This is a genomic window from Nocardiopsis coralliicola, assembly GCF_054779695.1.
In genome coordinates this window covers 114,606-140,043 of sequence record NZ_BAAGXT010000008.1, presented here as the reverse complement: position 1 = coordinate 140,043, position 25,438 = coordinate 114,606, and the positions used below count along the sequence as shown (strand labels likewise).

25 protein-coding genes and 1 tRNA gene are annotated in these 25,438 nt (G+C 74.2%); 10 read left to right on the top strand and 16 right to left on the bottom strand.

The genetic code is table 11. The features are described from left to right. Positions 1 to 810: 810 nt before the first annotated feature. Entirely contained in the window at positions 811 to 1,536 is a 726-nt protein-coding gene (locus ACYVGT_RS08850) for an RDD family protein (RefSeq protein WP_460855968.1), read from the top strand. Further along, positions 1,452 to 2,312, top strand: coding sequence for an RDD family protein (locus tag ACYVGT_RS08845; RefSeq protein ID WP_460855967.1), 861 nt, complete (start codon positions 1,452 to 1,454; stop codon positions 2,310 to 2,312). Before ACYVGT_RS08850 ends, ACYVGT_RS08845 begins: the two co-directional genes overlap by 85 nt. 343 nt (positions 2,313 to 2,655) lie before the next feature. On the opposite strand, the gene ACYVGT_RS08840 is transcribed toward ACYVGT_RS08845, so the two are convergent. The 6 genes from ACYVGT_RS08840 to ACYVGT_RS08815 form a co-directional block, all read right to left on the bottom strand. Then, positions 2,656 to 3,621, bottom strand: a complete 966-nt coding sequence (locus ACYVGT_RS08840; protein ID WP_460855966.1) for an aldo/keto reductase — start codon at positions 3,619 to 3,621, stop codon at positions 2,656 to 2,658. A gap of 120 nt (positions 3,622 to 3,741) precedes the next feature. After that, the gene (locus ACYVGT_RS08835) at positions 3,742 to 4,371 is read right to left on the bottom strand and encodes a hypothetical protein (protein WP_460855965.1); all 630 of its coding nucleotides are present in this window, start codon (positions 4,369 to 4,371) and stop codon (positions 3,742 to 3,744) included. 104 nt (positions 4,372 to 4,475) lie between these two features. Further along, positions 4,476 to 5,021: a hypothetical protein gene (locus tag ACYVGT_RS08830; protein WP_460855964.1), complete on the bottom strand. Its 546-nt coding sequence runs from the start codon at positions 5,019 to 5,021 to the stop codon at positions 4,476 to 4,478. Between the two features lie 248 nt (positions 5,022 to 5,269). Beyond that, positions 5,270 to 5,836: a hypothetical protein gene (locus ACYVGT_RS08825; RefSeq protein WP_460855963.1), complete on the bottom strand. Its 567-nt coding sequence runs from the start codon at positions 5,834 to 5,836 to the stop codon at positions 5,270 to 5,272. 213 nt (positions 5,837 to 6,049) lie between these two features. Further along, positions 6,050 to 6,706 carry a hypothetical protein gene (locus ACYVGT_RS08820; RefSeq protein ID WP_460855962.1) on the bottom strand — a complete coding sequence of 219 codons (657 nt, stop codon included), beginning with the start codon at positions 6,704 to 6,706 and terminating at the stop codon, positions 6,050 to 6,052. A 78-nt stretch (positions 6,707 to 6,784) separates the two neighbouring features. Further along, positions 6,785 to 7,375, bottom strand: coding sequence for a hypothetical protein (locus tag ACYVGT_RS08815; protein ID WP_460855961.1), 591 nt, complete (start codon positions 7,373 to 7,375; stop codon positions 6,785 to 6,787). Positions 7,376 to 7,430: 55 nt separating this feature from the next. On the opposite strand from ACYVGT_RS08815, the gene ACYVGT_RS08810 reads away from it, so the two are divergent. Next, positions 7,431 to 7,865 (top strand): hypothetical protein, encoded by a 435-nt coding sequence (locus ACYVGT_RS08810; protein ID WP_460855960.1) that lies wholly within the window; start codon positions 7,431 to 7,433, stop codon positions 7,863 to 7,865. 132 nt (positions 7,866 to 7,997) lie between these two features. On the opposite strand, the gene ACYVGT_RS08805 is transcribed toward ACYVGT_RS08810, so the two are convergent. From ACYVGT_RS08805 to cysS, 3 genes are all read right to left on the bottom strand, one after another. Then, positions 7,998 to 8,073 (bottom strand) — tRNA-Thr (locus ACYVGT_RS08805). 58 nt (positions 8,074 to 8,131) lie between these two features. Then, positions 8,132 to 9,091, bottom strand: a complete 960-nt coding sequence (gene rlmB, locus ACYVGT_RS08800) for a 23S rRNA (guanosine(2251)-2'-O)-methyltransferase RlmB (protein ID WP_460855959.1) — start codon at positions 9,089 to 9,091, stop codon at positions 8,132 to 8,134. A 206-nt stretch (positions 9,092 to 9,297) separates the two neighbouring features. Beyond that, positions 9,298 to 10,707 carry a cysteine--tRNA ligase gene (cysS, locus tag ACYVGT_RS08795; protein ID WP_460855958.1) on the bottom strand — a complete coding sequence of 470 codons (1,410 nt, stop codon included), beginning with the start codon at positions 10,705 to 10,707 and terminating at the stop codon, positions 9,298 to 9,300. 287 nt (positions 10,708 to 10,994) lie between these two features. On the opposite strand from cysS, the gene ACYVGT_RS08790 reads away from it, so the two are divergent. Then, positions 10,995 to 12,887, top strand: a complete 1,893-nt coding sequence (locus tag ACYVGT_RS08790) for a glycosyltransferase family protein (protein ID WP_460855957.1) — start codon at positions 10,995 to 10,997, stop codon at positions 12,885 to 12,887. Positions 12,888 to 12,905: 18 nt separating this feature from the next. On the opposite strand, the gene ACYVGT_RS08785 is transcribed toward ACYVGT_RS08790, so the two are convergent. Beyond that, positions 12,906 to 13,094, bottom strand: coding sequence for a hypothetical protein (locus ACYVGT_RS08785; protein ID WP_460855956.1), 189 nt, complete (start codon positions 13,092 to 13,094; stop codon positions 12,906 to 12,908). 158 nt (positions 13,095 to 13,252) lie between these two features. Between ACYVGT_RS08785 and ACYVGT_RS08780 the strand changes: the two genes are divergently transcribed. Next, complete coding sequence (locus tag ACYVGT_RS08780) at positions 13,253 to 13,375, top strand: hypothetical protein (RefSeq protein WP_460855955.1); 123 nt, start codon at positions 13,253 to 13,255, stop codon at positions 13,373 to 13,375. Positions 13,376 to 13,431: 56 nt separating this feature from the next. On the opposite strand, the gene ispF is transcribed toward ACYVGT_RS08780, so the two are convergent. The 3 genes from ispF to phoU form a co-directional block, all read right to left on the bottom strand. Beyond that, positions 13,432 to 13,911, bottom strand: a complete 480-nt coding sequence (gene ispF / locus ACYVGT_RS08775; protein ID WP_460856008.1) for a 2-C-methyl-D-erythritol 2,4-cyclodiphosphate synthase — start codon at positions 13,909 to 13,911, stop codon at positions 13,432 to 13,434. Between the two features lie 72 nt (positions 13,912 to 13,983). After that, a complete protein-coding gene (locus ACYVGT_RS08770; RefSeq protein WP_460855954.1) occupies positions 13,984 to 14,466 on the bottom strand; it encodes a CarD family transcriptional regulator in 483 nt (160 codons plus the stop codon). Positions 14,467 to 15,000: 534 nt separating this feature from the next. Next, positions 15,001 to 15,663 (bottom strand): phosphate signaling complex protein PhoU, encoded by a 663-nt coding sequence (phoU, locus tag ACYVGT_RS08765; RefSeq protein WP_460855953.1) that lies wholly within the window; start codon positions 15,661 to 15,663, stop codon positions 15,001 to 15,003. A 138-nt stretch (positions 15,664 to 15,801) separates the two neighbouring features. On the opposite strand from phoU, the gene ACYVGT_RS08760 reads away from it, so the two are divergent. After that, the gene (locus ACYVGT_RS08760) at positions 15,802 to 16,992 is read left to right on the top strand and encodes a sensor histidine kinase (RefSeq protein ID WP_460856007.1); all 1,191 of its coding nucleotides are present in this window, start codon (positions 15,802 to 15,804) and stop codon (positions 16,990 to 16,992) included. Beyond that, positions 16,989 to 17,678, top strand: a complete 690-nt coding sequence (locus tag ACYVGT_RS08755; RefSeq protein WP_460855952.1) for a response regulator — start codon at positions 16,989 to 16,991, stop codon at positions 17,676 to 17,678. The genes ACYVGT_RS08760 and ACYVGT_RS08755 overlap by 4 nt, the downstream gene beginning before the upstream one ends. Before the next feature lie 87 nt (positions 17,679 to 17,765). On the opposite strand, the gene dtd is transcribed toward ACYVGT_RS08755, so the two are convergent. Both dtd and ACYVGT_RS08745 read right to left on the bottom strand, forming a co-directional pair. Further along, the gene (gene dtd, locus ACYVGT_RS08750; RefSeq protein ID WP_460855951.1) at positions 17,766 to 18,191 is read right to left on the bottom strand and encodes a D-aminoacyl-tRNA deacylase; all 426 of its coding nucleotides are present in this window, start codon (positions 18,189 to 18,191) and stop codon (positions 17,766 to 17,768) included. A gap of 70 nt (positions 18,192 to 18,261) precedes the next feature. Then, on the bottom strand, positions 18,262 to 20,049 hold the full coding sequence (locus ACYVGT_RS08745) for a DUF2207 domain-containing protein (RefSeq protein WP_460855950.1): 1,788 nt from the start codon (positions 20,047 to 20,049) through the stop codon (positions 18,262 to 18,264). Between the two features lie 215 nt (positions 20,050 to 20,264). Between ACYVGT_RS08745 and ACYVGT_RS08740 the strand changes: the two genes are divergently transcribed. The 3 genes from ACYVGT_RS08740 (at position 20,265) to ACYVGT_RS08730 (ending at position 25,081) form a co-directional block, all read left to right on the top strand. Then, on the top strand, positions 20,265 to 21,215 hold the full coding sequence (locus tag ACYVGT_RS08740; RefSeq protein WP_460855949.1) for a neutral zinc metallopeptidase: 951 nt from the start codon (positions 20,265 to 20,267) through the stop codon (positions 21,213 to 21,215). A gap of 13 nt (positions 21,216 to 21,228) precedes the next feature. Then, positions 21,229 to 22,167, top strand: a complete 939-nt coding sequence (locus ACYVGT_RS08735; protein ID WP_460855948.1) for a neutral zinc metallopeptidase — start codon at positions 21,229 to 21,231, stop codon at positions 22,165 to 22,167. Positions 22,168 to 22,297: 130 nt separating this feature from the next. Beyond that, a complete protein-coding gene (locus ACYVGT_RS08730; protein ID WP_460855947.1) occupies positions 22,298 to 25,081 on the top strand; it encodes a hypothetical protein in 2,784 nt (927 codons plus the stop codon). Here ACYVGT_RS08730 and ACYVGT_RS08725 read toward each other — a convergent pair. Further along, complete coding sequence (locus tag ACYVGT_RS08725; protein WP_460856006.1) at positions 25,066 to 25,371, bottom strand: DUF2516 family protein; 306 nt, start codon at positions 25,369 to 25,371, stop codon at positions 25,066 to 25,068. The genes ACYVGT_RS08730 and ACYVGT_RS08725 overlap by 16 nt on opposite strands. Positions 25,372 to 25,438 lie beyond the last annotated feature (67 nt).

The window sequence follows — 25,438 nt, the reverse complement described above, 5'->3', positions numbered from 1 at the left end:
GGCGCCCATCCGGCGCCCGCGGCCCCAGCCCGGGCACGCCCAGCAGCCGCGCCCCGGCGGACAGCCCCGGGGGGCCGCCGCGGTGCACACCCCGCTCTTCCTGATCTGCCCGCCACCGCTGCGCAGGGGCTTGCCAGCCGGCCGGCGGAGTTCCCGTCAGCTCCCCTCCGTCATGGCCCAGGACCGGCGCACGGCGGCCGGAGCGGCACCGTCCGGCCGCACGCACCGGCCCGCGCACGTCCAGCCGCGCCCCGGCGGACAGCCTGGCGCCGCGGCGACGCTGCCGTGCCGCTGCGCACGCTCCGCACTTCGCTCCTGCCCGCCACCGCTGCGCCGGGGCTTCCCGGCCGGCCGCGCAGCGGGAGTACAACCTGCGCCGGGCCGGCCGGCGCCGGGTTCCCGCGGCCCCGGAACCGCCAGGGAGCGGCGGACACGGCGGCCGGAATGCCACCGCCGGCCGCGTCCCGGCGGCCAGCCCGGGGGCCGCCGCGGTGCACACCCCGCTCTTCCTTCCTGCCCGCCCCTGCTCAGCCGGGTCTCCCCCCCCCCCCCGGCCGGCGGCACGTTCCTGCTCGCTCCTCGCCCGCTCCGGAGCGGATGCCGGACAGGAATGCGCCGAGCGCTGCCGGCCCGCCAACCGGGCGGCGGGCGCGGGGAACACAGGGGTGGCGCGGCTTCGGCAGAATGGGGGCGGCGGGCGCGGGCCGCAGCGTTGCCGGAACGGCGGCGGTGCAGCGGCCGTCGAACCAAGAGGAGCACGGCCGCCGCGGAACGCCGAGGCGGCAGGCCCCGAGATTCGAGGTGGATCCCATGCACAGCGGCACTCCGGAGGGGAGCGGGCCACAGGTCCCGCCGCCTCCCGGGCAGTACGGACAGCAGCCCTACGGACAGCAGTACGGGCCGGGGCAGGGCGCCCCGTACGGACAGCAGTACGGGGCGGGGCAGGGCGCCCCGTACGGCGGGCAGTACGGGCAGCAGCCGCACGGCGGGTACGAGGCGCCGTACGGCCAGCAGGGGCAGCACGGCTACTACGCCCAGTACGGCGGCTACCCCCAGCAGTACCTTCCGCCGGGCGTGCAGGTCGCCCCGCAGGACAAGCGGCTGTGGGCCGGCCTGATCGACGCCGTGGTGATGTTCCTGCTCGTCATGGTGGCCGCCGCCCTCACGATGGGCACGGCGATCGCCGGCGGCGTCGCGGCCGAGGAGTCCGGCAACCCGAGCCCGATGGCGTTCATCCTGATCCCCATCGGGATCATCCTCTTCTACATCGCGCTGCCGACGGTGCCGCTGCTGTACCGCTGGATCTGCCACGTCCGCACCGGCCGCACCCTGGGCAAGAAGCTGCTGGGCATCCGGGTCCTGGACGTCTCCGGGTCGGGTGACCCGTCCGCGCTGCGCAAGGGGCCGGTCTTCCTCCGCGAGTTCGTCTACATCGTCCTCGGCTGGATCTCGTGCCTGTGGATCCTGTGGGACGAGCGCGTACAGGCACTGCACGACAAGGCCGCAACCACCATCGTGGTGGTCGACCAGCGCTGACCGCACGCCCCTCCCTGCCCCCTGCCCCGACCGGGAGACCGCCGACCGATGAGCACTCCGCTCCCCCGCAGCCCCCTGAGAGCCGCGGCCGCGCCGCCGGCCCGAACGCCCCGTCCGGTGCGCCCGGTTTCGCGCCGGCCCTCTACGGCCAGCACGGCCAGTACGGCCATGGGCAGCCCGTCCCGGGGCAGGGCGGGCAGGGCCAGCCGTACGGCACGGCGCACGCCGCTGCGGGGTACCCGCCCGCGCCGCCCGGCCCCGGGGGCCCATATGGGCCGTACGGGCCGTATGGGCCATACGCCCCCGGGCGGAGTGCGGAGCCGTCGACCTACGGCAACCGCGCCGGCTCCTACATCATCGACCGGATAGTGATCACGTTCGGCGGCTATGCGGTGCTGTTCATCCTCGTGTTGGGCGGCTTCGGGCTGGCGGCGCTGGTCGACCCGCAGGGGTTCGATTCCGGAGACTCTCCGGTCATGATGATCGCCGCGATCCTGGGGTTCACCGGGTGGGCACTGTTCGGGTTCACCTACCGGGTCTGGATGCACGCCGCCAAGGGCAAGACGCTGGGCAAGATGGCCGTGCGCGTCCGCCTGGTGAACGCGGCGGACGGTTCCGCGCCCGGGTGGGGCACCTGCTTCGTTCGCGAATTCGTGCACGCCGTCCTGGCCTGGACGCTCATCGGCTTCTTCCTCGACCTGCTCTGGCCCCTCTGGGACGACCGCCGCCAGACTCTGCACGACAAGGCCGCGAAGACCCTCGTCGTCCCCGGCTGACCGGTCCGCAGCCCGCCACCGGGCTCGGTGCTCGCCGGCCCGGGCCGGGTGCCGCCGCGGCCGGGACAGGGGCACTCCGGTGCTGTTCGGCGCCGCACCGCCGCCGGACCGAGCCGCCGCAGCCTGGGCGGCGATGGCGCAGCGGCGCCGGGAGGGCGCCGCTGCTGAGCGTGCTCTCCGGCCTGCAGCCGGCACGCGCGGCCCGATCGTGGCCGCGGCACCGCCCTCCGCGCCAGCGCAGCGCGCCGATGGCGCCGCCCGGACGCCCGTCCGCGCCGCACCTTCCGCGGCCCGCCGTCATCCCCGGCGAAGCCCGCGGTGTGCCCGGCCCCGCCCCGCGGCGTCAGCGCCCGCGGTCGAGGCGCTCCTGGGCCGGGCTGAGAGGACCGGCGCCGTTGCCGGAGAACCGGGCGAAGAAGCCGGGATCGAAGCCGGAGGCGGCGTCGATACGGGCCACCGCCTCGGCCGACAGGGAAGTGTCGGCGGCGCCCAGTGCTTCGTCGAGCTGGGTGAGCGAGCTCGCGCCGATCAGCGGGTGCACGGCGGGCGACTTCGCCTGCTGCCAGGCCAGGGCTGCCTGCGCGGGCGTCGCGCCGGCCTCCTCGGCCGCCTCGGCGACGGCGGACGCGACCGCACGTTCCACCGGGTCGTCGGTGGGCCGTCCGGCCAGCACGCCGCGGGCCAGTCCGCGCCATGCCGCCACCGACAGCCCCAGGTCCTCCGCCATCGGCAGCACGTCGCGCTCGATGTCCCGCACCAGCGGGTTGTAGGGCACCTGCAGGCCGGCAAAGGGCGTCCAGCCGCGCCACTCGGCCAGCGTGTTGGCCCGCGCCGCCACCCACGCCGGCGCGTCGGAGAGCCCGGCGTAGAGGATCTTCCCGGCGCTCACCGCGTCGTCCAGCGCGCGCAGCGTCTCCTCCAGCGGCGTGTGCCGGTCCCAGGTGTGCACCCAGTAGATGTCGACGTGGTCAGTGCGCAGCCGCCTCAGGCTCTGCTCCAGGGTCAGGCGCAGGTTCTTGCGCTGGTTGCCGCTGGCGTTGGGGTCGGCTCCGTCGCGGCTCAGCGTGTACTTGCTGGCCACGACGAAGGAGTCCCGGCGCCCCTGCAGGACCTTGCCGAGGATCTCCTCGCTGTCGCTGTAGGCCGACGCGGTATCGATGGTGTTGCCGCCCCGCTCGGCGTACCGGTCCACCATGGCCCGCGCCTCCACCGGCCCGGCCCCGCCGCCCGGATCGGTGGTGAAGGCCATCGCCCCCAGGAACAGCTCCGACACTCGCAGCCCCGTCGGGCCGAACAGCCGATACCGCATTACCCCTCCTGTCCGCGCCCGCGCGGACGCCGCCCCGATCCTCCCGCCTTGCGGCGGCCGCCCACCACCCCCGGTCCGACGGCGGAAGGGGCCGGCCACCGGCGGAGCAGCGCAGCCCGGTCACCGCGGCCCGTCGGCCTCCATCGCGGCGATGTAGTCGCCGCACGCCCCCGCCGCCGCGTCGACGGTGCCGGAGCGCTCCTGCTCGTAGGCGCCGCCGGTGGCGGTGCAGACGACGAAGAGGTTCTCCGCGACCGCCCCCACGTAGGCCATGGAGGCGTCCGGCACGACCGTGTCGGCCATGTGTACCGCGCGCGCCTGATCGCCGAGCTCGACCGGATACTCCTCGGTGCTGGACGTGTCGGGGAGCTGGGGATCGACGGCATCGCCCATCAGGTCGCCGGTCTCGGCGGTCTCCGGATCGATCAGCCAGGCCATGAGATAGACCGGTTCCGACCCGTGCTCGCAGGCCGCGGATGCGGTCACCTCCGGGCCCAGGGGAAAGTTGTCCCGCCCGCCGGCGCCCGCCTCCGGCTGCGGCCCCTCGAAACCGGCGGCAGCACAGCCGAGGAGGCCAGTGTAGCCGTAGGCCGTCAGGCGCGGAACGGCCAGACTGAGCGCGACCGTTGCCGCGAGCACCGCGGCGACGGCGCCGCCCACGATCAGGAACAGCCTCCGGTTGGCGGCCGGCGGCGGATGCGGCGCCCCGGCGGGCGCCGGGCGCCCCTGGTCGGGGGTCTGGGGTGTCACGCGGTCCTCCTGGAATGGTGTTCTGCTGCTCTACTGCTGCCCGGCGGCTCCGCACGCCGCCGGCCCGGCAGGCGGCGCTGCGCGGCAGGAGGCGCCGGTCCGGGTTATCGCGGCCCGTCGGCCTCCATCGCGGCGATGTAGTCGCCGCACGGCTCCGCCGCGAAGTCGACGGTGTCGGTGGGCTCGGAGGACTCCGCCTCGCGGGTGGCTTCGCAGAAGACGAGGAGGTTCTCTGCGACGGCGCCCACGTAGGCCATCGAGAACTCGGTGAAGACCGTGTCGAAGCGGTGCGCGGTCAGCGACTCCTCCCCGAGGCCGACGTCGTGCTCCTCGGTGAGCGCATCGGAGCCGGGCAGCTGCGGCTCGATACCGTCCGCCATCAGGTCGACCTCCTCGGCCGCCTCCGGGTCGATCACCAATGCGATGAAGCTGCGCGCCTCCGGGCCGGGGTCGGCGCAGACGACCGAGGCGCTCACCGCCGGAGCCAGGTCCGTGCCGCGCATGCGGCGCGGGTTGTCCGAGGGCGCGGAGCCCTCGAAGCCGACTGCGTCGCAGGCGAGCAGGCCGGTGTAGCCGTGCGGCACCAGCCGGGGAACCGCGAGGCTGAGCGCGACCGTGGCCGCGAGCACCGCCGCGACCGCGCTGCCCACGATCAGAAACAGCTTCCGGTTATCGGCCGGCGGAGCCCCGGGCGGGACCGCACCCCGGCCCTGACCACTCCCGTACGGCATGTGACCTGGCAATGCACCCTCCAGAGCTGATGGCGATCGGACGAGGACGTGCCGGGTAGACCACTGCTCAGCTGCGCGCCGCCCTGGCACACGCTCCTCCGCAGCTGCCGGATCCGGGCCGGCGCCCGGCAGGCGGCTTGCGCCCGCCGGCTGCCCCCGCGGGGGGGTCAGGCCACGGGGACCTCGCCCATGGCCTCGCTGTAGGCGGCGCAGAGGGCGATGGCCGCGCTCCGGCTCTCGCTGCCCGTCCCCTGGTTGGAGTGGCAGACGGCGATCAGGTTGCCCTCGCTGAAGCCGGCCCGGCCCAGGGCGTTCGGCTCCGGCTGCCGCGTGGTGTAGGCGAACGACTCGTCGCCGAGGCCGATGCCGTGCTCCACGTCGTGGTCGCCGTGGAACAGCAGCAGGCTGTCGGCCAGCACTTCCAGGGAGGTCTCCGCCGGGTCGACGGTGAACGCCAGGACGCCCTCGGAACCCGCGCCTTCGCAGAACACCGCGTCGGCAGCCGCGCTGGAGAAGGCTTCGAAGGGGGCATGGTACTTCGGATCCGGGCCGTCGAGGCCCGTCATACCGATGGCACCGCATCCGGCCACCCCGGCATAGTGCGGGCCCGCGGCCGCTCCGGAGGCGGCGACGGCCACCCCGGCGGCAGCCGCTGCCGCGATGGCGCCGGCGGCGATGAAGAGCGGTGCGCGCTTCCGGCGGACGGCCGGAGGCGGCGCGGCATCCTGCGGCATTGCTGGGGCTCCTCGGTGGGGGATCCGGCGCCGCCCCGGGGGCCGGGGGCGCAGGAGCGGAGACGGAAGCTGCGGACAAGAGGCGGGCGCGGCCCGTCCTGCCGCGCCCGCACCTCTGCCCCGATTGTGCCCTTGCGTCGCGGCTGTCCCTTTTGATCGGCCGGATCTCTGCGCGCCAGGCCAAGAGACGTGCGCGAGGGGGGATCTCCGGCGTCAGGAACGGGGTGCGCCGGCGTCCATGGCGTCGAGGTATTCGGAGCAGAGCTCGGTGGCGCGCTCAATGCCCTCGTCCGGTTCTGCGCCGTCTGCCGATGCGAAGCAGACCAGGGCGGCGTTGCCCGAGACCGCTCCCACCAGGGCCAGGCCCGTACCGCCCTTCGGCTCGGTGTAGTAGGCCACCGTGTGCTCGCCGAGCGCGATGCCGTGCACCTCTTCAGCGAGCTTCACGGAGCTGATCAGGCGGTCCAGCAGATCCTCCATCGCGCCGTCGCCGTCGGCGTAGCCCTCCTCCGCGAGCACGGCGGAGACGTTGCGGGTCTCCCCCTCGGCCTGGGCGACACGGTCACTGCAGTCCACCCGGAGCCGGGAGTCCGGCGCCCACGGATGGTGCTCCAACAGGGGGCCGGGATCGATCGGCTCGCCCCCGCTGAGCCCTACGTCGCTGCACGGCAGCAGGTCCGTGTACCGCGGCGACTGCAGCGTCAGCACCAGGACGAGCGCGAGCGTCACCGCGCCGACTGCCGCGACGGCGCCGCCGACGATCAGGAACAGCCTCGTGGTGCGCGCCCTCGCGGCGGGCCCGCCCGCTGCCGGCGGCGGAGCTGCGCCGACGCCGGCCGGCTGCGGCGGGTCGGGGGGATGTTCAGGCACGGCGACTCTCACTCATCGCGACCCGGCGCGGGCGCTGCCGGTGCATCGGGATCTGGGGGACGGGATCCGGCAGCGGTGTCAGGCCCGCGGAGCGTCGGCTTCCATGGAGTCGAGGTAGGAGGAGCAGGCGGACTCGGCCCGGCTGAGCAGCTCGGCGGACTCGCCTTCGCCCTGTGCCGAACACGTCAGGAAGAGGTTCCCGGTGACCACGCCGAGGTCGACGACGCCGGCCTCGTCCTCGGCTGCGGCGCGGGTGATCTCGCCCAGCGAGGTGTCGTGCTCCAATCCGGCGTCGGCGGGGCCGACGCGTTCGTCGACCAGCTCTTCGAGCACCGCGGTGTCGGCCTCGGGATCGTGCAGCCACGCGCTGACGATGACGGCGCCGTCGCTGTCCAGCTGCGCGCATTCGGCGGAGGAGTCCATGTCCGCGACCTGCTCGGTCCCGCTGCCGCTGTACGGACTGGGGGAACTGCCGACCAGGTCGGCGGAATCGCATTCGACCAGGGCGGCGTAGAAGGGGGCCGGCTTCAGGACGAGCAGCAGGGCCCCGGTGATGAGGGCGACGGCCGCGACGGAGGAGCCGACGACCAGGAGCAGCTTCCGATTGCCGCGCCGCTGCGGCTTTCCCGCCGCGCCTTCGGCTTCAGGGGTCGGGGGGAGGTCAGACACGTGCCGCTCCGTCATGCCGGGGAATGTATGCCACCGATTGTCCCGCAACGGGCGAGTGCCCCTGCCGCGGGGCGCTCCTTCAGGCCTACCCCGGCACGGCCGCCCCGTCCTGTGTCCGCCGGAGCTCACCCGCATCCTGCGCGAGCGCGAGCACCTCGCCGAATACGGCGCCGGCGCCGGCGGCCTCGTCTTCACCGGCGTCAAGGGAGGCCGGTTGCCGACCATCACCTACCGCCGTGCGTGGCGCCACGCACGCCGGCAAGCCCTGACCGAGCAGGAGCAGCGGTCGCCGCTGGCCGCAAACCCCTACGCACTGCGCCACACCTGCCTGTCCACCTGGCTCAACGCCGGGACCAGCGAAACCCTCGTTGCCGCATGGGCCGGGCACAGCGTGGGCGTCTTGAAGCGCATCTACGCCAAGTGCCTGGTCGGCGAGGACGAACGTGCAATGCGCAAGATCTCTGCCGCGCTCGCTGAGGGTGGGGAGTGAGCGAAAACGTGGACGGGTTTTGGACGTGGATACCCACCGCCAGCCCCCAACCGCCACCGTGAACCACCGACGCACGACGAAGCCCCGCCGCCTGAATCGCCAGGTGGCGGGGCTTTTTGCGTGGCTACTGCATGGAGCCGGCGAGGGGAATCGAACCCCTGACCTATCGCTTACAAGGCGATTGCTCTGCCGATTGAGCTACGCCGGCGGGCGGGCGCCGCGGGGGCGCCCAGTGGCATGGTACCGGTCTGCGGCGGCGGGGCGCGCTACGCGGCGGGGGAGCGGCGGCGGGCCACCTCGTACAGGGCGACACCGGCGGCGACGGACGCGTTCAGCGACTCGGCGCCCGAGATCGGGATGGAGACGACGGTGTCGCACGCCTCCCGAACCAGGCGGGAGAGGCCCTTGCCCTCGGAGCCGACGACCAGCACCAGCGGCTCGGCGACCAGCGGCAGCTGGTCCAGCCGGGTGTCGCCGTTCCCGTCGAGGCCGGCCACGAACAGGCCGGCCTTCTTGTAGCCCTCCAGGGCGCGGGTGAGGTTGACCGCCTGGGCCACCGGGATCCGGGCGAGGGTGCCGGCCGACGTCTTCCAGGACGCCATCGTCACACCGGCGGCGCGCCGCTCCGGCAGCAGCAGGCCGTGCGCACCGAAAGCCGAGGCGGAGCGCGCGATCGCGCCCAGGTTGTGCGGGTCGGTGACGCTGTCCAGCGCAACGATCAGCGGCGGGGCGTCCTGCCGCTGGGCGGCGTCCAGCAGGTCTTCGGCCTCCCAGTAGTGGAAGGGGCGCACCTTCATCGCGATGCCCTGGTGCGCGGCGCCCGGCAGGCCGTTGCTGTCGCAGCGGCGGTCCAGTTCCGCGCGGGACACCTCGCTGATCTCCACGCCCGCGTCGCCGGCGAGCTTGGCGGCCTCGGTGATGCGCTGGTCGGCATCGAGGCTGTTGGCGAGGAACAGGCGGGTGGCCGGCATGCCGGCGCGCAGCGCCTCCAGCACGGGGTTGCGGCCGACCAGCAGGTCGCCCTTGCCGCGCGGCGACTGCCCGCCGCCCTCTGCGGCGCGCGACGCGGCCGGACCGCGGCTGCCCTCACCGGCGGCGTTCCGCTTCTTGCCGCGGTACCAGTGCCGCTCCTCGGCGGGGAGCGTGCCCTTCTTGCCCTCCAGCGAGCGCCGGTTCTTCCCGCCGCTGCCCTTGGTCGGGCCCTTCTTGTTCTTCTTCGCCGTCATGGCGGTCCTCCCCCGTCGGTTCCCCGCCCGGGGTTTCGGCTGCCGGGAACGAGATGTCCGGATGCGATGATAGGCGGTTCGCGGCGGTGCTCAGCCTGCGCCGACGCAGTACCGGAGCGCCGACGGCGCCCCGCCGGTGCGCCGCGGAGTCCGCTCCGCAGCGCCCTGCGCCGCGGGCGGGCGGAGCAGACCGGCAGCCGCCACCGTCAGTCGCGCCGCAGCTCCCAGCGCGGGCCCTGCGGGGTGTCCTCGACGATGACGCCGGCCTCGGTGAGCGAGTCGCGGATGCGGTCGGCGGCGGTGTAGTCCTTCCGGGTGCGCGCCTCCTGCCGCTCCTCCAGAGCGACGGCGACGAGCGCGCCGACGACGTCGCGCAGGCCGGCGCCGGCGCCGCTGCCATCGGCCCACTGCGGCGCCATCGGGTCGAGCCCGAGTACCGCGAGCATGGCCCGCAGCTCCCCGGCGATCTCCGCCGCCTTCTCCTTGCCGCCCTCGCTGAGCGCGGTGTTGCCGTCCCGCACGTGGCCGTGCACGATCGCCAGGCCCTGCGCGACGCCGAGGTCGTCGTCGAGCGCGGCGGCGAACGCGGCCGGCACCTGCGCAGCCGGCACCACCGACCCGGTGACCTCGGCGGCGCGGGTGAGGAAGCCCTCGATGCGCCGGTAGGCCGAGGCGGCCTCCTGCAGCGCCTCCTCGGAGTAGTCCAGCGAGGAGCGGTAGTGCGCCTGGCCGAGGTAGTAGCGCAGCTCCACCGGGCGCACCCGGAGCACCATCTCGGTGATGAGCAGCGAGTTGCCCAGCGACTTGCTCATCTTCTCGCCGCCGAGGGTGAGCATGCCGTTGTGCATCCAGAAGCGGGCGAAGCCGTCTCCGGCGGCGCGCGACTGCGCCAGCTCGTTCTCGTGGTGCGGGAAGATCAGGTCGAGCCCGCCGCCGTGGATGTCGAACTGCGGGCCGAGGTACTTGGTGGCCATGGCCGAGCACTCCAGGTGCCAGCCGGGGCGGCCGCGGCCCCACGGCGTGGCCCAGCTGGGCTCGCCGGGCTTGGCGCCCTTCCACAGCGCGAAGTCCCGGGGGTCGCGCTTGTCGCGGTCGGTCTCGGTGTCGCCGGAGCGCCACATCTGGTCGATGCGCTGGCCGGAGAGCTCGCCATAGGCCGGGTGGGAGAGGACGTCGAAGTAGACGTCGCCCGAGCCGTCGCCCGCGGCGTAGGCATGGCCGCGGTCGATGAGCCGCTGCATCAGCTCGATCATCTCCGGCACGTGGCCGGTGGCGCGGGGCTCGACCGACGGCGGCAGGCAGCCCAGGATGTCGTAGGCGGACTGGAAGGCCCGCTGGTTCCGCTCGCTGACGGCCCACCACTGCACGCCTTCGGTGGCGGCGACGTTGATGATCTTGTCGTCGATGTCGGTGACGTTGCGGCAGAAGGTGACATCCAGCCCGCGGTAGGTGAGCCAGCGGCGCAGGATGTCGAAGTTGACACCGGACCGGATGTGGCCGATGTGCGGCGGCGCCTGCACCGTGGCGCCGCACAGGTACAGCGAGGCACACCCCTCGATGAGCGGGGTGAATTCACTGACCTGCCGGGACCGGGTGTCGTAGAAGCGCAGACTCACGCGTCCAGGGTAGCCGTTTCGCGCTCTGCGGGTGCCGTTGTCCACAAGGTTGGCCGGGGCCGGATCCGCCGGTGGCCAGGGCGCCCCGGGCTCCTCCGGGCCGCGCCCGGAACACCGCCCGGCCACCGCCCGACTGGCCTGCGGCGGGGCTGCCGCACCGCTGGGAGCTGCACGGGAATCGGATGGCCGGAACCGGCTCCACCCGGGCATCCCTTTGCCCCCGGTGCCACCCCTCCTGCGCCGGATCCTCGTGTTCGCGGCCTTTGCTGGGCTACGCTTCCGGCACGATGGCCGAGAATCCCTCCTCCACTCAGCGCACTGCCCGGAGCGCGCCCCGCGACGCGGAGCGCCCCATCCGCACACCGAGCGCAGGGGCGATCCTGCTGACCGCGGTCGGCGCCGTGTTCGTCGTCGGCTGCGCCGCCGTGCTCTCCTACAACGGCATCTACCAGATCGCCGTGCAGGGCAACGTCTCCGAGGGCCTCGCCCACCTCTATCCCGGCATCTTCATCTTCTTGCTGCTCATGGCGTTCTGGGCGAGCTTCGTGCTGCGCGCGGCGCGGCCGGCCCACCGCCGCCAGGTCGACCTGGTCATCCTCGGCCTGATCGCGGTCGCGGCAGGGGCCAGCGCGCTGTGGGCGAGCGGCGCGCGGATCGTCGAGGGCATCGCCGTGGTTGCGGCCGCGGTCCTGCCGTGGCTGGCGGCGCTCGTCGCCTTCCTGCTGTTCATGCGGGTGTGGCGGCACGTCAACGGCGAGCTCGACGCGCCCCGCCGCCGGCCGCGCCCGGCCGGCCGCCGCAGCACCAGCGATATGCCGCGCACCCCGCCGGCCGGCACCGCCCGCCCGGTCGAGGCCGAGACCGAGCCGGTCATGCGCACCGCGGTCCTGCCGGAGGACGAGTACCCCGCTCCCGAGCCGCCGGCTCCGCTGTGGCGCGCCGACCGGGACGCCGACGCAGCCGGCGGCGCCGACCGCACCCGCGAGGACGAGGGCACCGAGAGCGCCGAGAGCGCCGCCCGCAGCGGAAGCGCGGACGACGACGGCGGCGACCCCGCCGGAACGGTCCGCGTGTTCCGCCCGCGCCGCGCCGCCGCTCCGGCCGACGACGCCGAGCTGCCCGATGCCGAGGCCCTCCCCGACATCGATGGCGGCCCCGAAGCGGAGACCGCGCCCCTCGGTGCGGTTCCGGACCAGGACTCCGCCCCCGGCACCGATGCGGCGGCGGCCGCCGCCGCGGGCGAGGAGAGCGCACCGGACTCCCCCGAGGGCACCCCCTCCGCCGGCGCCGCCGAAGAGGAGCACGCCGCAGCTTCCGCGCCCGCAGCCGAGCCCCCGGCGGAGGCGTCCTCGGTCCCGCTGGACGAGCTGTTCCGCGACACCTCCGAGTCCGCCGGTGCGGACGCCCCCGACGGTGGCGCTGCGGAGGACGGCGCCGAGGACGGGGCCGACCGCCCAGAGCTGCCGCGCCGCGACCCCGATGCGGGCGGCAACGCCATCAAGGCGGCCGCGGCCACGCTGTCCGCCGCGGTGCCGGTCCGCACCCCGGCCGGCTTCCCCGGCACCTCCGGCGATCCGGCCGGCGAGGACGACGGTTTCGTCGAGATCACCGGTGACGACGATCCCAGCCGCGACGAGGGCGTCGCGTGCTCCGGTGTCGCCACGCCGCCGCTCCCGCCGCACCCCTCCAGCAGCGGACAGGACGACACGTCGGCCGGCCCGCTGCCAGGCGGGAGCGCCGGATCCCCCGGCGGAACGCCCGGCGCCGACGGCGGCGCTCCGCTCGCCGCGTCCAGTGCAGCCGGCGCCGGCGAGGACCTCGGTGCCGCGCAGGACGGTGGCGGCGGCGACGTCGGCGCAGCGGACGGCGCTGCACTGGCGCCCGCGGAGCCGGAGGTCCCCGCACCGGCGGACACGCCCGCTGAGAGCGGGGAGCCTGCTGACGCCGGGAACACTCCCGTTCCGGCTCCGGAGCTGGAGTCGGAACCCGAGCCGGAGCCTGAGGCGGAGCCCGAGCCCGCGACGGAGCCGACCATCCGGACGCCGCGCCCGTCCATCCCCAAGCGCCCGATGGTCCTCAAGCCGCGCCGCGGCCCCGTCCCCGGCCTGCAGGCCCCCGAGGCCCCGCCGGCCAGCCGCGTGCGCAGCGGGCCGCTTCCGCCCGACGCCCCCGAGGGCTGAGGCGCGGCGGCAGGCCGGCTACTGCCGCACCTCCGCCCACCACCCCGCGGTGGTGAACCCGGTCAGCCGCCCGGCCTGTCCGGCGGTGCCCTCGGCGCGCAGCCATGCGGCGGCGTCGGCCAGTGCCGTGACGTCGTCCTCCCCCACCGCGCCCGGCAGTCCGCCCGTCTGCGCCCGCGCCACCAGCGATGCCGTGCACTCCTGCATTCGCGCGCAAACCGCTCCGAGCTCCGTTGCTTCAGCGGTGCCCCGGGGCTCCTCCTCGGCGCCGCGATGCCGAGCATCCACATCTCCCCGAACGAGGTGGCCGCACAGGCCCGCGCCCGGGGCGCCGGGAGCACTTCGCCGCCGGCCTGCGGGAACTGGTGGCCGATCTCGCGGCGGGGGCCGCCGCGGATGTGACCGGCGACGTCCGGGCGCTGCTCGGGCGGTCCGCAGCGCCGCTGGAGGAGTTCGTGCGCCGCGAGCGGGCCGCGTTCCCGGTGTGACGCGGCCGGGCCGGCGGCTCTCGGACGGCTCTGGGCCCGGCCCCGAGCAGCGGGCGCTATTCCGCGGGTTCCGCGGGCACGCACAGGGCCGTGGCGACTGCGGCGATGCCTTCGCCGCGGCCGGTGAGGCCGAGGCCGTCCGTGGTGGTGGCGGAGACACTGACCGGGGCGCCGGCCGCCGCGGAGAGGGCCTGCTCGGCCTCGGCGCGGCGCGGCGCGAACTTCGGGCGGTTGCCGATGATCTGGACCGCGATGTTGCCGATCGCGAATCCGGCGGCGCGTACGCGGGCCGCGGACTCGGCCAGCAAGGCGATACCGGACGCACCTTTCCACCGTGGTTCGGAAGTCCCGAAATGGGCCCCAAGATCGCCCAAGCCACAGGCGGAGAACAGAGCGTCACATGCCGCGTGTGCGGCGACGTCGCCGTCGGAATGGCCCTCGGTCCCGGTCTCGCCCGGCCATTCCAGCCCGGCGAGATGGAGGGTGCGGCCAGAAGAAAGCGGGTGGACGTCGGTACCGACGCCCACCCGTGGCATTGTCTGCATCAATGGAAAATGCTTTTCGTCCTCATGAATACTGCGCTGTGACGAATGCGGCGAAGAAGATGCTCAGGAGGTGAGAACCTCGTCGAGAAGTGCCTCCGCCTTGTCCTCGTTGGTCTTCTCCGCAAGCGCGAGTTCGCTCACCAGAATCTGCCGCGCCTTGGCGAGCATGCGCTTCTCTCCGGCCGAGAGCCCGCGCTCCCGGTCGCGCCGCCAGAGGTCGCGGACGACCTCGGCCACCTTGTTCACATCGCCCGAGGCGAGCTTCTCGACGTTCGCCTTGTACCGCCGCGACCAGTTCGTTGGCTCCTCGGTGTGCGGGGCGCGCAGCACCTCGAAGACACGCTCCAGCCCGTCCTGCCCCACCACGTCGCGAACGCCGACTTCTTCAGCGTTCGCGGCGGGCACGCGTACCGTGAGATCGCCCTTGTCCACACGAAGGACGAGGTACATCTTTTCCTCGCCCTTAATGGTGCGATTCTCAATCGCCTCGATACGAGCAGCCCCATGATGGGGGTAGACAACGGTGTCGCCGACCTTGAAAGTCATGTGGCAAGTACCCCTTCCGCTACCCCAAGGGTACCACGAATCCGTGACTTAACGTACCTATTCTGTTTACGTCCGTGCAGGTCAACGCCGGATTCTGGGTCTTGACAAAGGCGTGTCCCGGTGGTCGCGCACGACCCCGCAACCCCGCCCAGACGGCGTTCCACCCGGTCGTACGCGGGGAACTCCGGCATGCGCCGGTGACGCCCTGCAAGGGGAATCGGCCCCGGCCCCGCCGACCAGCCTCCACCGCGCCGATCGGGCGAGACTTCGCCCTACACCGGCTATAACGCCGCGACCAAGCCGATTGACGCCCCGTTCGAGTGTGATGAACATCACATTTTCGGCGGATCGCATTTCGGGAACTGTATACAGCCCCGCGACGCGCCTTTTCCGCTGCGTTTTACCCCCGGGCGCCCCCGCCCGGCCGGCGCCGGGACCCGCGCCGAAACGCGACCCGGACACACGACCGCCCCGCCGCGGTGCGGCGGGGCGGTCTATCCGGTCAGGCCAGCTGGCGGCGTCAGCTGCGCCGGGTCACGCCTCGGGCTCGTAGTCCTTCGGCTTCTCGCCGGTCACCATGTAGACGAGGTTGTCGGCGACGTGCACCGCGTGGTCGCCGAACCGCTCGTAGAAGCGGCCGGCCAGGGTGACGTCCATCGTGGCTTCAACGCCGTGGCCCCACTCGGGCGCCAGGATCCGGCGCAGCAGCTTGCGCCGCAGCTTGTCCATCCGGTCGTCGTCGGCGTCGAGTTCGAGTGCGGTGTCGGCGTCCCGGTTGGCCACGACCTCGCCCGCCTTGATGACGAGCAGCTCCGCCTGGTGGCCCATCTCCAGGACGATCGAGCGCAGCTCGGCGGGGATCGCGGAGTCCGGGTGGCGGCGGCGGGCGATCTTGGCGATGTGCACCGCGTGGTCGCCCATCCGCTCCAGGTCGCCGGCCATGTGCAGCGAGGTGATGATGGCGCGCAGGTCGGCCGCGACCGGCTGCTGCCGCGCCATCAGGTCGAACGCGCTCACCTCGATCTCTTCGTCCAGGCGGTTGATCTCCTCGTCGCCGGAGATGACCTCTTGGGCGGCCGAGAGGTCGGCGTCCAGCAGGGCGGTGGTTGCCCGTGCAATGGCGTGCCGGGCCAGCCGCGTCATTTCGACCAGCCGGCCGCTGAGGGCGTCGAGCTCCTCGTGGTAGGTGTCGCGCATGGTCTCAATCGTCCCAGCTGCTGGTTGAAGGCTTGTCCACGGAATGGTGAACTCTCGCGGAACCTCGGTTGTAACACATGGTCACGGGGGTACCGCCCGGTTCTGTCCGCTTACGATCGAAGCGTGCAAGGCGAAATCCTGACCGCTGCCATCGCCCTCGCGGCGCTGGTCGGCGGCCTCTGCGCCGGGCTCGCCATCCAGCGGGCCCGCAGCAGGCGATCCCCCGTCCATCCTCCACCCCAGACCAGCGAGCTCCCCCCGGGCACCGCCGAGGTGCTCACTGCGCTGCCCTCCTCCGCCGTCGTCCTCGACCCCGCCGACCGCGTCCTGCGGGCGAGCTCCGCCGCGCGCGCCTACGGGCTGGTGCGCGGCGAGGAGCTTGTCATCGGCGACCTGCTGGCGCTCGCCCGGCAGGTGCGCCGGGACGGCGTGATCCGGGAGACCGAGATCGAAGTCGAGATGCGCCGCTTCGGCCCGGACGCCACCACCTTCGCGGTGCGGGTCGCCCCGCTCGGCGGGACCGGCCTGGTGCTGGTGCTGGCCGAGGACCAGAGCGAGCGGCTGCGCGTGGACGCCGTCCGGCGCGACTTCGTCGCCAACATCAGCCACGAACTGAAGACGCCGGTCGGAGCGCTCTCGCTGCTGGCCGAGACGATCACCGACGCGAGCGACGACCCGGAGGCCGTGCGCAAGTTCTCCGAGCGGATGCAGCAGGAGGCCGCCCGCCTCACCAACGTCATCCAGGACCTCATCACCCTCTCCCGCATCCAGGGCGCCGAGCCGATGGCGGAACCGGGCGAGGTGGACATCGACGACGTGGTCGAGGAGGCCCTGGAGACCGTGCGCACCGCCGCGGGCGCCAAGCAGATCGAACTGGCCCGCGGGGCTGCGTCCGGGCTGGCCGTGCTGGGCGATGAGGGCCTGCTGGTGACGGCGCTGCGCAACCTCGTGGCGAACGCGGTGGCCTACAGCCCCCAGCAGACCCGGATCTCGGTGACCGCGGAGATGACCGAGCAGTCCGTCGAGCTGAGCGTGGCCGACCAGGGGATCGGGATCCCGCCGCAGGACTTGGAGCGCATCTTCGAGCGCTTCTACCGGGTGGACGCGGCGCGCAGCCGCGCCACCGGCGGGACCGGGCTGGGCCTGGCCATCGTGAAGCACATCATGACGCACCACCGCGGTGAAGTGACCGTGTGGAGCAAGGAGGGGTCGGGGTCGACGTTCACTCTGCGGCTGCCCCGCCCTGAGACCCCGGACCGGGGTGCGCCGGCCGATGCGGGTGCATCGGCCGGGGATGCAGCCGAACCGATCGGGAGGCCGGAGAAGTGACGCGCGTACTCGTCGTTGAGGACGAGGAATCCTACAGCGATGCCCTGTCGTACATGCTCCGCAAGGAGGGGTTCGAGGTCAGCGTCGCCCCAACCGGCACGGTGGCCCTGGAGCAGTTCGACCAGAGCGGCGCCGACCTGGTCCTGCTCGACCTGATGCTGCCGGGCCTGTCCGGCACCGAGGTGTGCCGGACGCTGCGGCAGCGCTCGAACGTGCCGGTCATCATGCTCACCGCCAAGGACAGCGAGATCGACAAGGTCGTCGGCCTGGAGCTGGGCGCCGACGACTACGTGACCAAGCCGTTCTCCTCGCGCGAGCTGGTGGCGCGGATCCGCGCGGTGCTGCGCCGGCAGGGCGAGGAGGAGGCGGTCGCACCGGCCGCGCTGGAGGCCGGCCCGGTGCGGATGGACGTGGAGCGGCACGTGGTGACGGTGCGCGGCGAGCAGGTGCAGCTGCCGCTCAAGGAGTTCGAGCTCCTGGAGGTGCTGCTGCGCAACGCCGGCCGGGTGCTGACCCGGATGCAGCTCATCGACCGGGTGTGGGGCGCCGACTACGTGGGCGACACCAAGACGCTCGACGTCCACGTGAAGCGGCTCCGCGCCAAGATCGAGAGCGACCCGGCCGTGCCGCGCTTCATCGTCACCGTGCGCGGCCTGGGCTACAAGTTCGAGCCCGGCGCAGAGTAAGCCGGAGCAGGCGCAGGCCCCCGTCGCGCCGCAGGCCGGTGCGCGGGCGGCACTGCGCGGCTCCGGGCGTCCGGCCCGGGCGCCGGCTCAGATCTCCAGCAGGACTGTGAACGGGCCGTCGTTGGTCAGCCCGACCGCCATCTGCGCGCCGAACTCGCCGGTGGCGACCTCCGCGCCGAGGGTGCGCAGTTCCGCCACCACCCGGTCGACGAGCGGCTCGGCGACATGCCCGGGCGCCGCGGCCTGCCAGGTGGGCCGGCGGCCCTTGCGCGCGTCGCCGTAGAGGGTGAACTGGCTGACGACGAGCAGCGGCGCGCCCGCGTCGGCGCAGGACCGCTCGCCCTCGAGGATGCGCAGCCGCCACATCTTCTCGGCGAGCTTGCGCGCCTCGGCCTCGGTGTCGGTATGGGTGGCACCGACGAGCGCGAGCAGCCCTTCGCCCTCGATCGCCCCCACGGTCCGCCCGTCCACGGTGACCGAGGCCCCGTTGACCCGCTGCAGTACCGCGCGCATGGGCCTGCTCCCCTCTCTGTCGTGCTTCTGCGGTCGCCCCCTGCCGGTTCCGCGCGGGGCGGGGCCGGTGTCAGTCCAGCGCACCGAACTGGCGCGAGCCGGCGATGACACCGGACAGCGTCAGTGTGAACGCGGTGATGGACTCGGCGAAGTCGGCGACGTCCCAGTCGCTCGGCCCGGTGTACCAGCCCAGCGGGCTGGCCTGCTCCGCCCCTTCCGCCTGCTCCTCGCCGGCGCCCGCGGCGGCGAGCACCGCGGCCCACCGGTCGACGTTGTCGAAGATGACGGCGTAGGGCAGGTAGCGGGAGAAGAGCTCCACCCGCCGCTGCTCCGGCACGTGCTCGGCCTCCGCGCTCATCAGGAACGCGCGGAACCCGAGCGTGTGGGCGAGGACCTGGCTGCCCCTGGTGGTGCGGGAGGGCATGTACTGGGCGCCCACGGTGAGCGCGGCACCGGCGATGACGACCGCCAGGCCGGTGAACGCCGCCTGGGTGAACGCGGCCAGCAGGACCGTGACCGCGACGCCGCCCACGGTCAGCGCGATGCCGGCGGTGGCCCAGCGGTTGCGCTCGACGTTGGGGCGGTTGGCGAACCACTTCAGCCGCACCATGTCCCGGTACAGCTCGTCGCGGACGCCGCTGAGCCGCCGGCCGAACCCGAACCGGTGCAGGTGCGACAGCCGCACCCGGACCCGCCGCTCGAACAGCGCCTCGATGAGCTGGCTCTCGTAGGGCAGCAGTTCCTCGTCGGCGGGCGGGACCCGCTTGGACAGCACCCAGTCCACGGCCGCGTTCTCGTGCGGCAGCTCCTCGATGGTGAAGTGGCCGCGCACCGCGAGGTCCACCACGCTGGCCGCGATGTCGACCACGTCGGCCTGGCCGTCCATCAGGGTGCCGATCTGGCCCGGATGCACGCCGTCCGGCGGGCGGAACCTCAGTCCGGCGTCGGGGCCGGACTCCAGCGGCGCGTTGGTCGCGGCGCCGGACTCCTCGCGCAGCGCGCGCTCCTCCTGCCCGCGCAGCCGGATGAGGGCGGCCAGGCCGCCGAGCAGGCCGAGCAGCAGCACGCCGAAGACCGACCCGGTGACCGGGGTGACCGCGAACGCCGAGCTGAGCGACCAGGGCCGCTCCAGCACGGGCTCCGCCTTCGCGGTGCCCTCGGGGTAGGCGGCGACGACGGAGAACCGCTCGCCGGGCACCATGTCCACCTGGAGGAAGCGCGCGGTCAGCGCCTCGTGGCCGCCCATGTCGGAGGAGGTGCAGTAGATGGAGCTGCGCGGGTCGCCGGCCGAGCAGCTCAGCGCGCGCGGCGGCTGCGGCGCGTCGATCTGCACCGAGGTCTGCTCGACCGGCTCGCTGTAGCCGGCGACCGGCGTCCACTCCAGCTCGACGCCGCCCTCGATCTCCTCCAGCGCGCCGGTGACCCGGTAGTCGAGGACGGCGGTTGCGACGTCGCCGCGGTCGAGCACGATGTCGAGGACGCCGTCGTGCTCGTCGGTCTCCACGCCGACCTCGCCGGCGTCGGAGCCGGCGGTGACGCCGGAGACCTCGAAGAGCCGGTCGTAGGTCGCGTCGAAGCCTTCGCGGACGGCGAGCGAGCGGGTGAACTCGGGGGCGGCCTCCTCGCCGAAGGAGAGGGTCTCGCGGACGTTGAGGACGCCGTTCTCGTCCACGGTGACCGCGATGTGGTTGACCGTGCCGGAGGATCCGGACGGCGGGACCGAGTGCGGCGCCGGCGGCGCGCTGCCGTCTCCGCCGTCGCGCGGCGCCGCGGCAGCCGGGGCGATCGCGGCCGCGGTGCCGGCGGCCAGCGCCAGTACCAGGGCCGCAGCCCGCTTCACCGTTCCCGCTGCGCCCACCGCTGCCGTCCCCGTCGCTCGCCGCCGCTCGATGTCGGGGGCGAGCTTATCGGCTCGCCGGGTCTCCCTCCCCGGCCGCGGCAGCGGGCCGTGCGCACGGGCCCCGGCCGCCCGGTGCTGCTCCGGTGCGGCGCAAGCTCCGCATACCCGCCATAATCGTCGGGGTGCAGCGATAGCGGCCCTGCCCAGGGCCGCGGAGGAGGTGGATCCCCCGCATGGTCGACTCGGTAAGCCGGTTCCGGACGGCGGGGCGGGCGCTTCCCCCGCAGCTGGCGCCGCTCCGCCTGCGGCACCGCCGATCGCGGCTGTCCACCGGTGTGGTGCTGGTCATGGTCACCGGTCTGTGCTCGGTGGGGCTCGCGGGGTTCCTGAGCGTGTCCGCGCTGTTCGACGGCGGCCCGGAGACGCGCCTGCAGCCCGGTGCGGAGCTGCAGGAGAACGCGGCGGCGCCGTCCGGCGAGGGGGTGCTGGAGGCGAACCCGCTGTACTCGACCGGCGAGCTGAAGGAAGTGACCTGCCCGGCGCCGGAGCTGGAGCCCGGGGACGCGGAGTCGATGGAGGCGTTCCTCCACGAGATGAGCGACTGCCTGGACACGGCCTGGCGCGAGCACTTCACCGGCAGCGGGATGGCCTTCGAGCCGCCGAACCGGGTCTTCTGGTACGCCTCCGGGCAGAGCCCGTGCGGAAACTTCCCGGCCGACGGTTCCGCGGCCTTCTACTGCCAGGCCAACAAGGGCCTCTACCTGGGCGTCGAGCACATCGTGGAGAGCTCGGGCGAGACCGAGCACCCCGAGGCGTACACGTTCCTGCTGAGCCACGAGTACGCACACCATGTGCAGGGCGAGGCCGGTATCCTCGGCTACTTCCACGCCGCCTCCGGCGCCACCGGGGACCCCGAGCGCCAGGGCATGCTGAGCCGCCGCAGCGAGCTGCAGGCCAACTGCTTGGGCGGCGTCTTCCTCGGCTCGGTCGCCGGGACCTTCCCGCTCGGCGCCGAAGAGGAGGGGAATATCCTCGAAGACGCCGAGCGCCGGGGCGACTACGACCCCGAGGAGCGGACCCACGGATCGCCGGAGAACGGCGGCATGTGGACCGCGCACGGCCTGGACCGGGGCGACCCGGCGGCCTGCAACACCTGGAGCGCGGGCGAGGACGTGGTCGGCTGAGAAGCGGGGGAACGTGGAACCGGGCTACCAGCCGGCATACCGGCCTCCCTCTTGGGCGCCGCCGCCGGAGCGGCCGAGGCGCCGGGGCCGCGGCGCGCTGTACGCCGCCCTCGCCGCGGCCGTCGTCGCCCTCGCGGTGCTCGCCTGGTCGGTGACGGGCGCGACCGGGACCGAGCCGCAGCGCCCCGACGCCGACGCGGCGGGCGCGCCCGACCGGCTGCCCGGCCGGCCCAGCGGCGAGGAGGCGCTGCTCGACAACCCGCTGTACGAGTCCGGGCGGCTGTCGCCGCTGCCCTGCCCGGTGCCCGAGCTCGACGTGGCCGACCCGGCCTCGGTGGAGGGCTTCCTGGACACCGTCGCCGACTGCCTCGACTACGCGTGGGAGACCCAGTTCGCCAAGGCCGGGCTGCCCTACCGGCCGCCCGACCGGGTGTTCTGGGAGGAGGCCGGGTCGAGCCCGTGCCGGGAGTACCCCTCGGCGGCGGGCGCGTTCTACTGCCGGACCAGCCTGGGCATCTACATCGGCACCAGCGACGTGGTGGAGAAGTGGAAGAACGAGCCGAACGGCGTGGTCTACGCGTCGCTGCTCGCCCACGAGTACGCCCACCACGTGCAGGGCGAGGCGGGGCTGCTGGAGTACTACCACGAGCAGCGCGGCCAGGAGTCCGGCGAAGCGGCGAAGAACACCTGGACGCGCCGCTCCGAACTGCAGGCGAACTGCTTCGCCGGAGTCTTCCTCGGCTCGGTGCAGGTGACCTACCCGCTGGACGACGGCGATGTCGCGCTGATGCTGGACGACGCCGAGGCCACCGCGGACCGCGCCGACGGCCCGCCGTCCGACCGCACCCACGGGTCAGCGGAGAACAGCCGCACCTGGATCGAGCACGGCTTCCAGCAGCAGTCCCCCGGCGCCTGCAACACCTGGACGGCCAGCAGCGGCCTGGTCTCCTGATCGCCCTCCCCGCCATCTCCCCGCGAGGGGCCGCGCCCGGCCCCTCCAGCGCCGGCCGGCCGGCGGCAGCGGGCTGCGGATCGTCTCCAGGGCACTGCGCACAGTAAGGCGCCGTGCGAGAATCCGCAGCATGGTGGACGAGCGCCCCCCGCATCCCTCCGCATCCCCCCGCCCCACCGCCGATCCCGCTGCCGGCGGCAGCGCTGGTACCGGCAGCGGCGCCGGCGGCACTCCGGACTGCAGCGGTGCGGGCGCCGGCGGGGCCGCGGCGCCCGGGGCCGGTGAAGCGGCCGGACAGCCCGCCGCTCCAGCAGGCGGCGCCGCGGGAACCGGTGCGCCCGAGGCCTCACCGCGGCGGCCCGGACCGCTGGCCGCCGCTCCCGGCGGCGCGGCACTGCCGGTGCGGGAGCTGCGCATCCACGGGGTCAGCGGCGGCCAGGCCGAGGAGCTGCTCGACGTCGAGCCTGCGGTGCGCGTCGGCGGCGACGGGCTGTCCGGGTTCTTCCGGTGGCGCCGGCGCTCCGACACCGAGGTGGTGCCGGGCGTGCACCGGGAGATCTTCGCCTGGGGCAACCTCACTTCCGGCCGCGCCTCGCGCGCCCTCTGGCTGCTGCTGCTCCCGTTCATGCTGGTCAACATCGCCTACTGGATGCGCCCCGGGGTGCCGGGCGACCTGGCCGGCGCGGGGCCGCTGCACCGCAGCGCCGACCGGGTGTACGGCTCGGCAGTGCGGCTGCTCGCGGTGAGCCTCACAGCGCTGCTGGCGCTGGCCGCCGCCGGCATCGGGATGGACCTGGTGGCCTGGCAGTGCGCCGGATACGGGATGCGCTGCGCCGAGCTGCGCCCGCTGCTGGGCATGGTCGCCGCGCCGGGGGGCTGGCTGGCCGACCCGGGGCCGGCACTGCTCGTCGGGGCGCTGCTGCCGGTGGCGGTGCTGGCGCTGCTCTGGCGGCTGTCCCGGCGCACCTCCGCGGTCTACGATGCCCGGGCCCGCGGCGCCGACCCGTCGCCGTCGGCGGAGGCGCCGCTCAGCGACCCCGACTTCTGGCGGAACAGCACGGTCCTGGGCCGGCTGCGGTCCGCGCACATCGCCGTGGCCGTCGCCGCCGTAGCCCTGCTCATGGCGGTTCCGCCGCTCCTCTACGACGCGGCCGACGCCGCCGGGAACGTGCCCGCGGGCGGCGTGCTGACCGGCGACATCCTCACCCGCATCCCGCCGTCCGGCACCCCGCTCAGCGCCGGCGACCTCACCCCCGCCGCCGTCGCCGGGCTGGTGCTCGCGGCCGCATCGGCCGCGGTGCTGGTACTCGGCGCAGTGCTGGTGCTGGTGCCGGCGACCGCCGACCGGTGGAACCGGAGCGCCGACGCGGCCTGCACGCAGCTGCGCAACGCCGCCCTCGCGCTCTTCGCGGCCACCTCCCTCTACCTGCTGGTTCCGCGGGAGGACTGGGAGCAGGCGGGCCGGCTCCCCGGTTACGCGGTGGCGCTCAACGGCCTGTTCGCGCTGCAGTGCGTGCTGGTCCTGGTGATGGCGGCCGCTGCGGCCGTCCTGTACCTGCGCAGCGGCGCCCGCGGCTCGTGCGCGCTGCGCGGCCAGGCCGGACCGGCGGCCACCGCCCTCGGCCTGCTCCTCGGCGGCGTGTTCACCGCGGCGGTCGTCTACCAGGTGGCCGGGCTGCTCGGCGGCTGCTACTACCCGGGGGCGGAGGACAACGGCTGCATCGTGCTGCACGTGCCGGGCGCCTTCTCCTGGCTCCAGCTCGCGTTCACGATGGAGGCCGCGATCGCCCTGTGCGCGGCCGCCGCGCTCGCACTGTCCGTGCACCGCCGCACCCGCCGGGCGCTGCCCTCGGTCGCCCGCGCCTACGGGCGTCCGCAGCACGCCCGGCGCACCCGCGACATCGCGCGGGCGCGCGCCCTTGGGGCGATGACCGAGACGCTGCCGGCCTGCCTGGCCGCCCTGATGCTGCCGGCCGCGGCGCTGGCGCTGCTCGTCGGCGCCGCGCTGTGGACCGGCCGGCTGACCGCGGACCCGGTGGGCTCGGCGGGCCTGCCGGACGGTCCGGCGGCGTTCACCAGCGGCGCGGCGCAGGCCGTGCAGGACGCGGTGACGTTCGGCGTGAACGCCGGCTCCTGGCTGGGCGGCCTGCTGCTGGCGGCACTGGTGTGGGTGGGCGCCTCGGCCTACCGGAACCGGCCGATGCGCCAGGGCCTCGGCGTGCTGTGGGACATCGGGACGTTCTGGCCGCGGGCCGCGCACCCGCTCGCTCCGCCGTCCTACGCCGAGCGGGCGGTCCCGCAGCTGGTGGCGCGCACCGCGGCCGTGGCGGACTCCGGCGCCGGCGTGGTGCTGTCCGGACACTCGCAGGGCTCGGTGCTGGCAGCGGCCGCGGTCTGGCAGCTGCCGGGGCGGTGCAGGCCGCGGGTGGCCCTGGTGACGCACGGCTCGCCGCTGTCCCGGCTCTACTCCCGCTACTTCCCGGCCCATTTCGGGCCGGTGGCACTGGCCGACATCGAGCGGCGGGTGGCCTCCTGGCGGAACCTGTGGCGGTCCACCGACGCGATCGGCGGCCCGGTCTACCAGGCATCGCTCACCGGCGCTGCGGCCCCGGGCACGGGCACGGGCGGCACGGTCCAGGCGGCTGCGCCGGCCACCGCTCCCGCAGCCGTATCCGGCGCGACCGCGGCCGGGCTGCGCCTGGTGCCGCCGGAGGAGCCGCTCCCCGACCCGCGCCGCTACGGGCCGGCCGCCGGCGAGGCGCTGGAGCCGGAGGTCCTCGGCCACTCGTTCTACGTCCAGGACCCCGCCTACGCCGACGCGGTCCGGCACGCGGTGGACGCGGTGCTGCCGGGCACCGGTCCGGCCGGAACGGCGGAGGAGGGCGGCCCGCCGGCCGGCTACCAGGGGCCGTAGGGGCCGTCGTTGCGCCCGGCGCTGCGGACCGCGGGGCGCACGTCGAGGATGAAGATCAGGGCGGCGATGAGGGCCAGGAAGGTCAGCATGCCGCTGCCGCTGAACGCCGCCATCATGGACAGCAGGGCGGCGACGCCGAGAATGGCCAGCCAGAGCGGCTTGGTCTGCTTGTCCATGGCCGGGAACGCCTGGGCGGGGGTGCGCAGCGCCTCGATGAGGGCGAACAGCGACACCGCGAAGATCGCGATGTAGATCGCGTGCATGAGCAGTCCGAATCCCGCGTCGACCATCATTGCCGCTGCCACACTCCCGCTGCGTATCGCACTCGTCCCCAGGGACCTCGTCTCCGGCACAACG